Source organism: Paenibacillus daejeonensis DSM 15491 (assembly GCF_000378385.1).
Taxonomy (GTDB): Bacteria; Bacillota; Bacilli; order Paenibacillales; family Paenibacillaceae; genus Paenibacillus_D; species Paenibacillus_D daejeonensis.
Genome location: NZ_KB899659.1, coordinates 570,035 through 584,835 on the forward strand (window position 1 = coordinate 570,035; position 14,801 = coordinate 584,835).

At 55.6% G+C, this 14,801-nt stretch carries 15 protein-coding genes; 1 reads left to right on the forward strand and 14 read right to left on the reverse strand.

The features are described from left to right. Positions 1 to 67: 67 nt before the first annotated feature. From recG to F556_RS0102705, 4 genes are read right to left on the reverse strand one after another with little or no spacing between them, the layout of a single operon-like run. Entirely contained in the window at positions 68 to 2,116 is a 2,049-nt protein-coding gene (gene recG / locus F556_RS0102690; protein ID WP_020615351.1) for an ATP-dependent DNA helicase RecG, read from the reverse strand. Between the two features lie 9 nt (positions 2,117 to 2,125). After that, on the reverse strand, positions 2,126 to 2,983 hold the full coding sequence (locus F556_RS0102695) for a DegV family protein (RefSeq protein ID WP_020615352.1): 858 nt from the start codon (positions 2,981 to 2,983) through the stop codon (positions 2,126 to 2,128). 38 nt (positions 2,984 to 3,021) lie between these two features. Then, positions 3,022 to 4,800, reverse strand: a complete 1,779-nt coding sequence (locus F556_RS0102700; protein ID WP_020615353.1) for a DAK2 domain-containing protein — start codon at positions 4,798 to 4,800, stop codon at positions 3,022 to 3,024. Between the two features lie 52 nt (positions 4,801 to 4,852). Next, complete coding sequence (locus F556_RS0102705) at positions 4,853 to 5,209, reverse strand: Asp23/Gls24 family envelope stress response protein (RefSeq protein WP_020615354.1); 357 nt, start codon at positions 5,207 to 5,209, stop codon at positions 4,853 to 4,855. Between the two features lie 258 nt (positions 5,210 to 5,467). Here F556_RS0102705 and rpmB point away from each other — a divergent pair, with 258 nt between their 5' ends. After that, positions 5,468 to 5,656, forward strand: a complete 189-nt coding sequence (gene rpmB, locus F556_RS0102710; protein ID WP_020615355.1) for a 50S ribosomal protein L28 — start codon at positions 5,468 to 5,470, stop codon at positions 5,654 to 5,656. Positions 5,657 to 5,801: 145 nt separating this feature from the next. Here the strand turns inward: rpmB and spoVM are convergent, their stop codons facing one another. The 10 genes from spoVM to def form a co-directional block, all read right to left on the reverse strand. Then, positions 5,802 to 5,882, reverse strand: coding sequence for a stage V sporulation protein SpoVM (spoVM, locus tag F556_RS33130; RefSeq protein WP_020615356.1), 81 nt, complete (start codon positions 5,880 to 5,882; stop codon positions 5,802 to 5,804). Positions 5,883 to 6,041: 159 nt separating this feature from the next. Continuing rightward, positions 6,042 to 6,317, reverse strand: coding sequence for a hypothetical protein (locus F556_RS0102720; RefSeq protein WP_020615357.1), 276 nt, complete (start codon positions 6,315 to 6,317; stop codon positions 6,042 to 6,044). After that, positions 6,314 to 6,973 (reverse strand): ribulose-phosphate 3-epimerase, encoded by a 660-nt coding sequence (gene rpe / locus F556_RS0102725; RefSeq protein ID WP_020615358.1) that lies wholly within the window; start codon positions 6,971 to 6,973, stop codon positions 6,314 to 6,316. Before rpe ends, F556_RS0102720 begins: the two co-directional genes overlap by 4 nt. Positions 6,974 to 6,976: 3 nt before the next feature. Beyond that, positions 6,977 to 7,900, reverse strand: coding sequence for a ribosome small subunit-dependent GTPase A (rsgA, locus tag F556_RS0102730; protein ID WP_020615359.1), 924 nt, complete (start codon positions 7,898 to 7,900; stop codon positions 6,977 to 6,979). Next, positions 7,890 to 10,055 (reverse strand): Stk1 family PASTA domain-containing Ser/Thr kinase, encoded by a 2,166-nt coding sequence (gene pknB, locus F556_RS0102735; protein WP_020615360.1) that lies wholly within the window; start codon positions 10,053 to 10,055, stop codon positions 7,890 to 7,892. The genes rsgA and pknB overlap by 11 nt, the downstream gene beginning before the upstream one ends. 8 nt (positions 10,056 to 10,063) lie before the next feature. After that, complete coding sequence (locus F556_RS0102740; protein ID WP_020615361.1) at positions 10,064 to 10,822, reverse strand: Stp1/IreP family PP2C-type Ser/Thr phosphatase; 759 nt, start codon at positions 10,820 to 10,822, stop codon at positions 10,064 to 10,066. A gap of 6 nt (positions 10,823 to 10,828) precedes the next feature. Next, positions 10,829 to 11,875 carry a dual-specificity RNA methyltransferase RlmN gene (gene rlmN, locus F556_RS0102745; protein WP_020615362.1) on the reverse strand — a complete coding sequence of 349 codons (1,047 nt, stop codon included), beginning with the start codon at positions 11,873 to 11,875 and terminating at the stop codon, positions 10,829 to 10,831. 107 nt (positions 11,876 to 11,982) lie between these two features. Further along, entirely contained in the window at positions 11,983 to 13,365 is a 1,383-nt protein-coding gene (rsmB, locus tag F556_RS0102750; protein WP_020615363.1) for a 16S rRNA (cytosine(967)-C(5))-methyltransferase RsmB, read from the reverse strand. Continuing rightward, positions 13,362 to 14,309, reverse strand: coding sequence for a methionyl-tRNA formyltransferase (fmt, locus tag F556_RS0102755; protein ID WP_020615364.1), 948 nt, complete (start codon positions 14,307 to 14,309; stop codon positions 13,362 to 13,364). Before fmt ends, rsmB begins: the two co-directional genes overlap by 4 nt. Then, entirely contained in the window at positions 14,306 to 14,800 is a 495-nt protein-coding gene (def, locus tag F556_RS0102760; RefSeq protein ID WP_020615365.1) for a peptide deformylase, read from the reverse strand. Before def ends, fmt begins: the two co-directional genes overlap by 4 nt. Position 14,801: the final 1 nt, after the last annotated feature.

Below are 14,801 nucleotides of genomic sequence, written 5' to 3' on the forward strand. Positions count from 1 at the left end.
TATCACCTCAGTATATGCGGCTGCCCTGCTGATGTTGCCCGATTATCCGGGCACAGGCTTGGCCTTATCAATCCAGTCGTTCACTCTCGAGGATCTGGTCCTGCTGAAGCCGCTCACGCAGTCTGGCAAATTGCGGCGCCTCCCAGAAGTCTGCCCTGCTAACCAGCTCGGAGGCATCGTCTCTGGCAGTCTCCAACACACCGTAATCGCTAACCATGTCCGCCAGTCGGAATTCGGGCAGTCCACTCTGCTTGGTACCGAAGAAGTCCCCCGGTCCTCTGAGGTCCAGATCGCGCCGGGCTACCTCGAAGCCATCATCCGTCTCCGTCATTACTTTCATCCGCTCCTGCCCCGTCTCGGATTTGGGGTCTGCCACGAGCACGCAATACGACTGATGGTCGCTGCGTCCGACCCTCCCCCGGAGCTGATGAAGCTGAGAGAGGCCAAACCGCTCGGCATCCATAATAATCATCAAACTCGCGTTGGGCACATCAACCCCAACCTCGATAACCGTAGTGGAGACCAAGACATGCGTTTCGCCCGCGCTATAAGCAGTCATCGTCTGCTCCTTCTCCGCTGCCGTCATTCTGCCATGCAAGAGATCCACGCGCAGATCGGGGAAGGCCTGCTGCATTTGAATATGAAGATCAATGGCATTTTGCACATCGAGCTTCTCCGACTCTTCAATCAGCGGACAAATGACATATGCCTGACGCCCGGCCGCCACTTCGCGACGGATGAAGCCCAGTATCCGGTCCATCATTTCATGCTTGACCCAATAGGTTTTGATGGGCTTGCGGCCTTTGGGTCGCTCCCGGATCGTGGAGATGTCCATATCGCCAAAAGCGGTGATGGCAAGCGTGCGGGGGATCGGCGTAGCGGTCATCGTCAGCACATCAGGCTGCATCCCCTTGCGGCGCAAGATACTCCGTTGATTCACCCCAAAGCGGTGCTGCTCATCAATAACGACAAGCCCGAGCTCCCGGAAATCAACCCCGTCCTGGATCAGTGCATGTGTCCCGATCAGGATATCAATAACCCCCATCTGAAGCCCGGCCAGCACATCGCGCCGCTTGCGCTCCTTCATCCCGCCTGTGAGCGCGTCGACCTGCAGGCCGAACGGTTCAAAAAGCCGCTGCAGCGAGCGAGTGTGCTGCTCGGCGAGAATCTCGGTCGGCACCATCAGCGCTCCCTGGTAACCGGACTTGACTGCAGCATACAGGGCGATTGCCGCCACGACGGTCTTGCCTGAACCGACATCTCCCTGCAACAGCCGATTCATGCTGTAGGGCTGACGCATATCATGCACAATTTCATTGATGACCTTCTTCTGTGCATCCGTCAGCTCAAATGGCAGGCTCTGTGCCAGCTCCAGCACGGTCCCGTTGTCAATCACATGCGCCACACCGTCCTGACGCTCCCTGTTGACGGATCGAAATGCGTGCAGCTTTAACTGAAACAGAAAAAGCTCCTCATACACGAGCCGTTTGCGGGCTGCACGGCCCTCTTCACTATCCTCGGGATGATGGATGCGCATGATCGCCTCGCGGCGTGGCATTAAGCTGTGACGGTCCAGGAGAACACCGGGCAGCACCTCTTCGATCATCGCCCCATACTGCACCAGGGCTTGGGCAATCGTCTTGCGTATCCACTTCTGGGTAATCGAGCCCCCTACCGAATACACGGGTTGCAGCGTGCCAGTCCGGCCCGATTCCTTGTCCGCGAACTCCGAATCCGTAACCGTCAGGTGCATTCGGCCCTGATCCCACTTGCCCGTCACAATCAGCTCGCGGCCGGTCGTCAGCTGATCCTTTAGAAATTGCCGATTGAACCAGACACAGGTGACAAGCCACTGATCCACTGTGACCTTGCAGGTAAGCCTCGATTTCGTGCGTCCATAGCGCTGCAGCACAGGTACACCCGTCACTGTCCCCTGAATTGTAATGCGCTCGCCATGCTTGACCTCTGTAAGATTGCGTATGCGGTAATCCTCGTAACGAAACGGATAGTATTCCAGCAAATCCATCGCCGAGTGAATGCCAAAGGCGTGAAGCTCTTGTTCTTTCTGAGCGCTCACGCCTTTGATTTGTCTAAGTGGTATCCGTTCTGCTGCCATAATGGCTGATCACACCCTAAACATAAAGATTGCAGCTGCCCCCGGCCCAACATGCGTACCGATAACAGAACCCAGCGTCGTATAATCGACATGCTGCACATTAAAATGCGCTTGTGCCAGCTCGCTGAGATCTGTAGCCGCAGCTTTGTGCTTGGAATATGCCATCATAATACCGACCGGTTCGTTGCCGAAATCCGATTTGAGCAAATCAATCATCCGCTGCATGGCTTTACGCTGACCACGCACCTTATCTACCGCAGCCACAATGCCATCGCGATCCACAGTCAAAATAGGCTTGATATTCAAAATGGAGCCAATCAGCGCCGAGGCCTTACCGATTCTGCCACCTTTTTGTAAATATTCCAGCGTATCTACCAGGAAATAAAGCTTCATATTATCTCGCAGCCATTCCATCCGCACGAGAATTTCCTCTTTGCTCTTGCCTTCACGCGCCATTCGCGCCGCTTCGACCACCCGCATGCCGAAGCCAAAGCTGGCAGACTTGGAATCTATGACGGTAATGTCCGTCTCCTCTTCAATTAACGACTCGGCCAACACTGCGGATTGATACGTACCGCTCATCTCCGAGGACAAATGAAAGGAAAGAATCTGCGCACCAGGCGTTTCCTTCAGAATCTCCTGGTACACTTCCATAAAATCATTAGGTGAAGGCTGCGAGGTCGTTGGCAGCTGGGAAGAAGACTCCAGCTTGCTGTAGAACTCGTCAGTTCCGATCGTCGTGGCGTCCAGATAGACCTCCTGGCCGAAATGAACCTTCAGCGGTACCATGACGATGCCAAGCTCCTCACGAACCTCCTGTGGGATATCCGATGTACTGTCTGTCACAATCCGGATGGTCGTGCTCATCTGAACCGCCTCCTCTAAAATACTCTCATCTAGTGCTGCTACTCAACTGCAAACAAATAGGGATACAGGGGCTGTCCGCCGCTATGCACTTCCAGCTCTACCTCAGGGTGCGCGCTCTGGATCCAAGCCGACAGCTCAGCTGTCACTTGTTCTTCCGCCTGTTCACCGGTCAAGACAGTGACCAGCTCGCCGCCCTCTCCGATCATCAGGTCCAACAGTTCCTGGCACGTCTGGAGCAGCTGCTCATTCGTTGCAACGATTTCTTTCTCCCGAATGCCGATAAAATGGCCCTGCCGGATCTGTAATCCGTCAATAACAGAGTCCCGCACCGCATGCGTAACCTGGCCCGATTGTACCTGTTCGGCTGCCTGCTGCATGAACGAAGCATTGCGCTCCGGTGCTTCGTGATCCTTAAACGCAAGCAGCGCTGCCAAGCCCTGGGGAATCGTCTTGGTCGTAATGACCGTTACCTGACGTTCGCTCAGTTCAGCTGCCTGTTGGGCAGTAAGAATAATATTGCCGTTGTTCGGGAGCAAGAAAATGTGCTCTGCCGGCAAAGCCTCCATCGCTTGCACGAAATCCTCCGTGCTCGGATTCATCGTCTGGCCGCCGCTCAATACGACATCGACACTGTTGTCCAAGAAAATATCGGAGATGCCTTCCCCAATCGCCACGGCAATGATTCCGTAAGGAGCCAGCTCATGAACATCAGCCGGGGGCTCACTCGCTGCCGGAGCACCGCTGAGCAGCTCAGGCAGCGCATCCGCCAGATGCTGCTCGTCCGCCAGAATTGGCGCCTGCGAAGCCGGCACAGCTGCCTCGCGTTCGTCGAATACAGTTCCGTCATGAATCAGCTCGCGATGCTGATCGCGCATATTGAGAATGTGGATATCCGACAGCTCGCCGTAAGGCAGCGCCAGATTCAGCACATCGCCTGGCTTGCGTGAATGGACGTGCACTTTGATAATATCGTCATCGGCAATGACAACGATCGAATCGCCGTCCTTGGCAAGTGCTGCCTGAAACGCCGCTTCATCAAAGCGTCGGCCGGCTCCTCCACCAAGCTGACGATTAATAAAAAACTCCATGTCGTACAAAAACTCAATCCCATCTGTATTCAGCCGGGATTGCGCCGAACCGGAAGCCACAGCTGCTGCTGAAGCAGCAAAGGATGGTCGGGAAGCAGCCGTCGGTTGAACAGGCGGACGGACAGTATCAAACGATTCTTCGCCGCCTTCCGCGTCCTGCAAGGCAGCCAGGAAACCTTCATAAATATACACCAGACCCTGGCCGCCGGAGTCAACGACTCCGACCTGCTTCAACACAGGGAGCAGGTCCGGCGTCCGTTCCAGCGCCTCCTGCGCCTTGGCATGCACTTCTTGCATCAGTTCCGTAATATCACGAATACGTCTGGCTTGCTGGGTTGCATGCTTGGCTGCCTCCTTGGCCACGGTCAGAATTGTTCCTTCGACAGGCTTGACCACTGCTTTATAGGCCAGGTTAACCCCATGCTGCAGGGCTTCGGCGAACTGCATGCTGTTCATCTGATCCAGCGTGGCCGCCCCGCGGGCAAACCCCCGGAACAACTGCGACAAGATGACACCCGAATTGCCGCGGGCTCCCATTAGCAGCCCTTTGGACAAGACCTCAGAGGCCTTCGCCAGCGATTCGGATGGCTTGGCCAGCAGTTCCTGCCGGCCTGCAGTCATCGTGAGATTCATATTGGTTCCGGTATCGCCATCCGGCACCGGAAAAACATTCAAGGCGTTGACATGCTCCGCATGACGCTGCAAGCAATCCGCACCCCGATTAACCATTCTAGTGAAATCATTTCCGTCTATTAAGCGCTTACTCAACGGAGTCCCCTCCCTACCGAGATACGCGTACGCCCTGGACAAAAATATGGACAAAGTCGACTTGGATACCTACCACGTCATTGAGCACATATTTGACTTTTGACTGAATGTTATGCGCTACCTCCGATATTTTTGTTCCGTAGCTTACGATGATGTATAAGTCTATGTGCAACAATTCATTCTCTTGGCGAACCTCTACGCCGCGCGACAGATTCTCCCGCCCGATCAATTCGGCGATGCCATCCTTGAGCTGCTTGCGAGAGGCCATGCCGACCAGTCCATAACATTCCATAGCCGCCGAACCGGCTATAAGCGAGACGACTTCATTGGTGATATGCACGTTGCCGAGTTCAGTCTTGAGCTGAGGCATGGAACACACTCCCTTCCATTATGTATCGCGGACTAATCCTCATTGTACTATAAAAAAAACTGATATTGAAGCCTTAAAGCACGTTCTTCTCCACTTTTCTAATTATTGCTCAATTTTTCGCCACCTATCCTATTAGGTAACCTCTTCCGGGCTTCTTTAAGCGAATGCAGGTGAGTTGCATGACGGGGGTAGATTTAACAACCTGATTATGGTATGATATTTTAGTGTTTGTTTTTTTCGTTGAAGGAGGTGTATCGCATGTCCCGCAAATGTGTTATTACTGGCAAAAGCCCAGGCTCCGGTAACCATAAGTCTCACGCCAACAACAAAAACCGCCGCACTTGGGGCGTTAACGTTCAGAAGGTTCGCATTCTCGTTGACGGCAAACCGAAGCGTGTGTACGTCAGTGCTCGCGCACTGAAATCCGGCAAACTGACTCGCGTCTAGTTCCGCCAAGGCATTTCAAAAAGCACCTGACCCCGTTCAGGTGCTTTTCTCGTTTTCTTGCCCCGCTCTCCCCCCAACAAAGACGGGACTTGTATGCCGCCCGGACTTCATTTTATCTGATCCTTCGACAGCGGGTGGGCCGGGATCAGCTTTTTTGGAAGGTGTTCAGGATTGCTTTGACGAATCCACCCAAAAACTTCGGTAATCTGATCGTGTAGAATTTCATGCTCCATCCCTCCTCAGCCTCGCTTGTCGAATAGCTTTGCGTTGTGTCCTGACCAAAAAAAATGGCTACACGAGAAAAGCGATTCTCATGTAACCATAGTATGCGTCCGCAAGCCGTCCTATTCCAAAGACGGGCGCGGGCAAGACGGCGCTGTCCTCGCTAGCCTGCCTCCGGCAGCACCAGCTTGCCTTGGGCAAACAACACCATTGTAATAATGATGGTAATCAGGAAATAAAAGAATACCGACAGCGCGATAAACCAAATGCGCGAGCCCAGCGTCTCAAAATCCCGAAAGAAGCGAATCCCCAAAAATAAAGCGCCTAACGAGAAAGCAAATCGGAACAACCCGTCAATGAGCGCAAACAACGCCAGCAGAAGCCCGCAGACAAAGGCATACGCCGTGATGAAAAACGCCTGCTTGAACCCACCGTTCATCGCTCACCCTCAGGCCGGAGTGCCCGGATTGCAGCTGCGCGATCGCTCTCGCTGAAGACCGCATTCCCTGCGACGAGCACGTCGGCGCCAGCCGCGCGTACCAGCCCAGCTGTCTCAGCATTGATGCCGCCATCCACCTGAATCAGCGTATCTGCCTTGCCTTGGTCTTTAAGCATCTGACGCAGCTGGCGCAGCTTGACCAATGAGCCCGGGATGAACGCTTGTCCCCCAAACCCCGGGTTAACCGTCATAATCAGGACGAGATCCAGATCTGGCAACATGTGCTCAAGGGTCGACAGCGATGTCGCGGGATTCAACGCCACACCGGCGGGAAGGCCCAAATCCTTGATCATATGAATCACCCGATGCAAATGCACGCAGGCCTCGGCATGAACCGTGATTCGGTCAGCGCCGGCTTTGGCGAAGGCTTCGATGAGTCTCTCGGGGTGCTCCGTCATCAGGTGGACGTCAAAGGTCAGCTTGCTGTGCGGCCGAACCGCTTCGACCACCAGAGGACCGAATGTCAGATTGGGGACGAAATGTCCATCCATAATATCGATATGTATCCAGTCAGCGCCGCCGCGTTCCACATCCGCGATATCTTCCGCTAATTTGGCAAAGTCCGCCGACAGGATCGAGGGTGCAATAATGGACATGGTCTAATACCTCCGCTTTTTATCTTTCATCTCCGCCAGGAAGAGCAGATAATGCTCATGACGGCTCGGACTGATCTCACCGTGCTCAAGCGCCTCCAGAACGGCACAGGACGGCTCATGCGTATGTGTACAGCCACGGAACTTGCAATCGCCCGCGCGCTCCCGGAACTCAGGGAAGCAGGTGGAGAGCTCCTCGATGCCGAGCTCCTGAAAATCCAGCTGACTGAACCCAGGCGTATCGGCTACATAGCCGCCGCCCGCAATCCGGATCAGTTCGACGTGGCGTGTCGTATGCTTGCCGCGTCCCAGCTTGTTGCTGATTGCCGCTGTATTCAGCTCCAATCCGGGTACGATGCTATTGAGCAGTGACGACTTGCCGACGCCCGACTGTCCGGCGAACACGCTTAGATGCCCTGCCAGGCGAGCCTCCAGCTCTGTCGTACCTTCCCGAAGAAGCGAGCTGGTATTATAGATCTCATAACCAATGGACCGGTAAATCTGCTCAATCTGCCCCATCACGTCTGCCCCATCCTGATCCTCTGCAGCAAGATCGAGCTTGCTCAGGCAGATAATCGGCTGCAAGCCAGCGTGCTCGATGTGTGCCAGAAACTTGTCCAGCAGTTGAAGATTCAGTGCTGGCTCCGTTATGGAGAAGACCAGCACGGCCAGCTCGACATTCGCAACAGGAGGTCGCAGCAGCTCCGAGTGGCGGGGAAGGATGCGGTTGACCGCCCCTTCCCCGTTATCGGTCTCTTCATAAGCCACAAGATCGCCTACTAGCGGGGACTCGCCCCGCTTCTTAAAGATGCCACGAGCACGGCACTGAATCATCCCATCGCCTGCTGCGTCAGTCTCGGGCCTTACGTAATAGTAGCCACTAAGCGCTTTGACAATTCGGCCTATCAGCTCTGGCTCTTTATTGCTCATCCTGGTCGCCATCCTCTCCGTCGCCGTTCTCTTCCACAGCTGGAGGCGGGTCCTCCGGTGTACCGATAACTGGTGGTGTTTCTTCGACTGGCGGCGGCTCCTCCACTGGCGGCGGCTCGACAACCGGAGGCGGATTGCTCTCGATCGGTTCTGCTACAGCCGTGCCCGAACGGGCGGCATCGTAGGTGACATGATACGTACGGATGAAGATCTCATCGCGGTAGACCGATACCAGCGCTTCCGTTCGCGGATCGAGTACGAGCTTCACCGGGAAGTTCTGCATGCTGTTGATCCGGCGTTTACCGAAATCTTGGTTATCCCCGCGTGCGTCAGAGAACTCAATACGAATCTCGCTCGTACCGTTCACCTCGGTTGGCGAGATCGGAATATTGAACGTATACTCCAGTGCATCCTCCGGCAGACCGGAGCTGACCGACAGGGTCACCTCGGCGCCACGTGTGACAGAGTCACCAGGGTTGTAAGGGAACTGCTCCAATACTTCCCCTTGTGGCTTGTAGCTCGGTTTGGAAGTAATGCCGGTATCCGTGTTGATCACGAGTCCCTTTTGACGGATTTCATTGACGGCCTCACTCTGTGACTTGCCGATTAGCGATGGCATATCGAACGGCTGCGGCCCCTTGCTCACTTCAAAAGAAACGGTAACCTCTGCAGGATTAAACTCCTCGCCGGCAGTCAGAGATTGGCTGACGACGATACCGGCCTCAACCTCCTCGGAGAACACTTCGTCCATCGTGATACGCTCCCCATCAACGCCAAGGGCAATCAGGCTGGCTCGTGCACTTTCATACGATTGGTCCACAAAATTTTCCATCAGTTCCATATCCGGTCCACTGCTGACGACCAGTTCAATGATGGAGCCAACCTTGACACGCATGCCCTCCTTGGACTGTCTAAGAACGATACCAGGTTCGACATCAGGATTTTCCTCATAGGTCACCGGTCTCGCGACCTGCAAGCCACTTTCCTCCAGCATGGCTTCCGCCCGCTCCTGTATTTCGTTGACAACGTAAGGAACCTCTACCTCTTCCGTATCCAGCTTGTTGACTAAATAGAAGAAGCCGACCAGCAGCAAAGCGATAATAAGCAGTGTAACGCCGATGGTCACCACCGGCTTGACCCATTTTTTCTTGGCGGGCTTCTCCGACTGACGTGGCTCTCGCGACTCCAGCGGCTGTTCACCGTGTCGCGTCTGCATCATATCCGTCTTCATCGTCGAGGTCGGCACGGCAGCCGTCTCCATGCCCGGCCGAATGGCCGGCATGACACGAGTCACCTCGGCGTCATCCGCGAATTCCAGCTTGTCTTCATGCATCCTCTCCGGGAGCAGACAGCTATCCAGGTCCTCGATCATTTCTTCAGCCGAAGCATAGCGCTCGTCCGGATTTTTACGCATCGAGCGTAAAATGACATTTTCGAGACTTTGCGGGATATGCGGATTCACTTTACGAGGTTCCTCGAAGTTCTCCTGCAAATGCTTCAGCGCTACACTGATCGGGCTTTCACCCAAAAACGGCAGACGGCCTGTCAGCATTTGATAGAGCACGATGCCAAGTGAATACAAATCCGATTTCTCTCCCGCATTCACGCCTTTGGCATGCTCAGGTGAAAAATAGTGCACAGACCCGACCACCGAGCCCGTCTGGGTAATCGTGGATGAGGTGACGGCTCGGGCGATCCCGAAGTCGGTTACCTTCACCCGGTTGTTCTTACCAATCAAAATGTTATGCGGTTTAATATCACGATGAATAATCTGGTTATGATGCGCGTGTTCAAGCGCATCACAGATTTGCAATGCGATGTGCACGGCTTCCTGGGCCTGCAGTGGCGCGCGCTCCAGAATAATTTCATTCAGATTATGACCTTCTACGTATTCCATAACAATATAATGCGTCTCATCTTCCTGTCCCACATCATAGATGCTGACGACATTCGGATGAGAGAGCGATGCGGCAGATTGTGCTTCGCGGCGGAAGCGCCGGATGAATTCTTCGTCATTGACAAATTGCTGGCGCAGCACCTTAACGGCTACATGCCGGTTCAGCAGAACATCATGTGCTTTGTACACCAGCGCCATGCCGCCGCCGCCGATCTGTTCCAGAATCTCGTAACGTCCGCCTAGCTCGTGTCCGATCATGTTCTCTGTCACCCCTCTTGCCCCGTACCGGTCTTGCTCTGCAGCAGCACAACGGTAATATTGTCATCTCCGCCCGCCTGCAGGGCCAGCTCGACCAGCCGATCCGCCTTTGCATCGAGATCCAGGTCCGGTGCGAGCACCGTCTCAAGCATGTGGGCATCATCGATCATATTGCTCAACCCGTCGCTGCAGAGCAACAGAATATCACCTGGCTGCCAGTCGATCGTCAATAGATCAACCTCCACCTGACTGTCGGTGCCGAGTGCACGCGTCAGTACATTGCGGCGCGGATGGTTGGCTGCTTCCTCCGCGCTAATCTGGCCGCTCTTGGCAAGCTCATTGACGAGCGTATGATCTTCTGTGATCTGCTTCATCTGCTCGCCGCGAATATGATACGCGCGGCTGTCGCCGATATGTCCGATCACGCCAAGCTTATCCTGAATGAGCGCCGCCACGACGGTTGTCCCCATATTATGATATTGCTCATTCTGGGAGGCGATGCCGTATACGACCTCATTGGCTTGCAAAATCGCCTGGCGGATAAGCAGCTCGGCTTCGGCGCCGCTGAGCACGCCGGTCACGCTAGCCTGGGTCGCCTCGCGAAAGGCCTCAACGGCGAGCTCACTCGCTACATCGCCTGCCTGATGACCGCCCATGCCGTCCGCGACAATAGCCAGCGCATGGCCTGGCCTGCCGCTGACTGCCCAGGATTGATCTTCATTGACGGTCCGGATCCGTCCGATATCACTGCGGTTTGCCGTTATCAATCGCGTTCACCTCGTCTGAGACTCCATATGTTTGGCTCGCAGCTGCCCACAGGCTGCTGCGATATCATGCCCTTGTTCCCTACGGATTGTCACATTGATATTCTTGCGTTCCAGAATACGCTGGAACTCGAAGATGTCTTCCCGCGGCGTACGTACATATTTGCGCTCTGGCACATGGTTGACTGGAATCAGGTTCACGTGGCAGAGCAAGCCCTGCAGCACGTCTCCCAGCTCTTCTGCATGCTCCGGTTGGTCGTTGACGCCGCCAATCAATGCATATTCGAATGTCAAGCGACGGCCCGTCTTGGCCACATAATACCGGCATGCCTCCATCACGTCGGCAAATGGAAAACGACGGTTGACCGGCATCAGCTTGGAACGCAGCGCATCATTGGGCGCATGAATTGAAATTGCGAGATTGATCTGCGTGTTCTCCTCAGCAAACTTGTACATACTCGGCACAATCCCGCTGGTAGACACGGTAATATGCCGCTGCCCGATGTTGAGTCCCTTCTCATGAATCATCAGACGCAAGAAGGTCATGGTCGCCTCGTAATTCTCGAATGGCTCACCGGAACCCATAATAACAATACTGGAAACCCGTTCATTGGTTTCATCCAGCATTTGCTGCGCCTTGACGACCTGTGCAACAATCTCGCCCGCAGTCAGGTTGCGCTTGAGACCGCCCAGCGTCGAAGCACAGAACGTACAGCCGATCCGGCAGCCCACCTGAGTCGTTACACAGATACTGTTGCCATAATTGTGGCGCATGATGACCGTTTCGATCGCATGATCGTCATGCAGCCCGAACAGAAACTTCACCGTGCCGTCCTTGGACTCGAAGCGTGTAATTTCACTCAGCGTTACAAAAGCAAACTCCTCTTCGAGCTTGCTCCGCAGTGGCAGTGGCAGGTTACTCATCTCTTCAAAGGAGCTAACCCGCTTCACATACAGCCAATCAAACAATTGCGCGCCCCGAAAAGCTGGCTCGCCTTGCTCCTTCATCCAGTCTTGCAACTGCTCGAGTGTGTAGTCATATATAATTGGTTTCATCGATATCACAACCTGTTTCGCTAAAATTGGTCTGCGTAAGACCATCATTTTATTCTACCACAAACCCCCTGGCCGGGCCACAGCGCCCTGCAGCGCGTCACAGCGCCTCAGGAGCGCTTGCGTAAAACCGAAATGAAAAATCCATCGGTCCCAAAGTGTTGGGGCAGCAGCTGCAACCGGCCGTCGAAGTCGCCACCGACCGCACCGCCTTGACGCAGCCGGCCCAGCAGCTTCGGCGCCCACTCTGCATCCAGCTCAAAGTCCGGATGCTGTGCCAAAAAGCGGTCGATTTGCTCGTTGTTCTCCGCTGGTTCGACCGTACATGTACTGTACACGAGCCGGCCGCCTGGGCGCAGCAGGGGAGCTGCCGCATCCAGCAGCCGGGCTTGGACATCTGTAACCGAGCGGATGTCCGCTTCTTCCTTGGACCACTTGATTTCCGGCTTGCGCCGGATGACGCCCAGGCCTGAGCAAGGCGCATCCAGCAGGATCAGATCCAGCGAACCCTCCGCCAGTTGCTCGCTGAGCTCCGCCGCATCCCCCGTCATCGTACGGATGCTCTGCAAGCCGAGACGCTCCGCCTGGGCATCAATGAGTTGACGCTTGTGCGGATGCAAGTCATTAGCCCAGACTACACCGTTATCGCCCATGCGTTCGGCGAGATGTGTCGTCTTGCCCCCAGGAGCGGCGCAGCAATCCAGTACCTGCATGCCGCCCGCAGGCGCTGCAGCTTCCGCGACGAGCATGGAGCTCTCATCCTGAACAGTCCACCACCCGTTGCGGAATCCGATCGTATCTGCCAGATTGCCTCCCCGGGTCACGACGATGCCGTCCGCTGCAAGTGGAGAAGGCACCGCTTCGTAGCCCTCCTCTTGGAGCAGCGCCAATACATCTTCCCGACTCTTGCGGCCGCTGTTCACCCGAATACTGGCATGGGGCGGTTCATTGTTGGCGCTGCACATGGCTTCGGTCTGCTCCTCACCGTAAGCCGAGATCCAGCGCCGCACAAGCCAGAGCGGGTGGGAATGGGCAAGCGAAATCCGTTCATCCGCCGGCAGTGAGGCAGGAAGCGCCAGCTTGTCTTCGCTCCGCTGCAAGCTGCGCAGCACGCCATTGACCATACCGGAGATGCCCCGGTGGCCCCGCTGCTTGGCCAGTTCAACCGCTTCATGAACTGCTGCATGGGGCGGGACTCGCGTCAGATAGACTAATTGATAGGCACTCATTCGAAGCAATTGCAGCACCCATGGCGTTAGCTTACCGAGTCCTTTGGCTACAAAACGCGCTAGCACATGATCCAACGTATTCATCCGCTGGATCGTCCCGTAGACCAGCTCAGTCGCCAAGCCCGCATCGGCACGTGAGAGCTCCGCCTCCTGCAAAGCGCGATTCAGCTGAAGGTTGCTGTACGCCTTCTTCTCAGCAACTTTGACCAGCGTATCCAAGGCGACGGAACGTGCAGTCGCGGCGTGGCGGCGCTTGTCCGTCATTGCGGCTCACCGCCAAACCGGGTACCTGCCGGCAAGCGTGCGCCTTGCAGCCAGGCTTCAGCATCCATTGCCTTTTTGCCAGCAGGCTGGATCGTCAGAAGACGAAGTGCGCCATCCCCTGTCTGAACGAGCAGGCTGCCGCTTGCTCCCGGCAGAACCGTCCCCGGCGCTGCTGCCGAGTCATCGCTCTGCGGCTCCGGCTTGCAGGCCCACACCTTAAAGACTTCGCCATTTAGATAAGTGAAGGCGCCAGCCATCGGTGCCAGCCCCCTTACCTGGTTATACAGCTCGCGAGCAGATCGGTTCCAATCCAGACGCTCGTCCTCGCGGTTCAAGTTGGGCGCATAGGTGGCTTCCTCATGGTTTTGAGGCGTTGCGCTGGCTGTGCCGTCCACAATAGAGGGCAGCGTTTGCGCCAGCAACTGGGCGCCTGCCTCACTGAGCTTGGCGAACAGATCGCCAGACGTATCCGAATCCAGAATCGGCACCTCGACACGGCTGATCATATCTCCTGTATCCAAGCCTTCCGCCATATACATGATCGTTACACCGGTGACGGCTTCTCCATTAATGATGGCCCGCTGGATCGGCGCGCCTCCGCGATAGCGGGGAAGCAAGGAGCCGTGGACATTAATACAGCCCAAGCGAGGGAGCTCCAGCACCTCCTTGGGCAGTATTTGTCCATAAGCGGCCGTAACGATCAAATCCGGCTGTAGCGCGGCCAGCGCTTCCACAGCCTCCGGACTGCGCATACGCGCGGGCTGCAGCACCTGCAGTCCGCGCGCCAGAGCCGCCTCTTTGACCGGCGGCGGCGTCAATGTCCGTTTTCTGCCCTTCGGCTTGTCCGGCTGCGTCACAACGGCTGCCACCTCATAGCCGTTGTCAAGCAGCGTATTCAAGGAGGCCACGGCAAAATCGGGCGTACCCATAAATACAATTCTCATGCCTCCCGCTCCTTTTTGGGCGGTACTTGCGACACGTCGTATACCTTCACTGCCAGATCAGTAAACAACACGCCGTTGAGGTGGTCCACTTCATGCTGAAAAGCACGGGCCTGGAACTCTTTTGCATCAATGGTCATGGGATTGCCGTGACGGTCTTGCCCCCGCAGCTTGACACGCAGCGACCGTTTGACGTCGCCATTAAGTCCTGGGATACTCAGGCAGCCCTCGGGCCCCATTTGCTCCCCTTCCCGCTCCATAATCTCCGGATTAACCATCTCGATCAGACCGCCATCCTCTTCGCCGGTATCCACGATGATCACCCGCTTCTGAATGCCGATCTGCGGTGCAGCCAGTCCGACCCCCTCGGCGTGATACATCGTATCGGCCATGTCGTCCAGCAGCTTGTGGAGATTACTATTGAATTTGGTGACGGTTTTGGCCTGCTCCCGCAGTACCGGATCTGGATCTTTCACAATGAAACGAATAGCCATG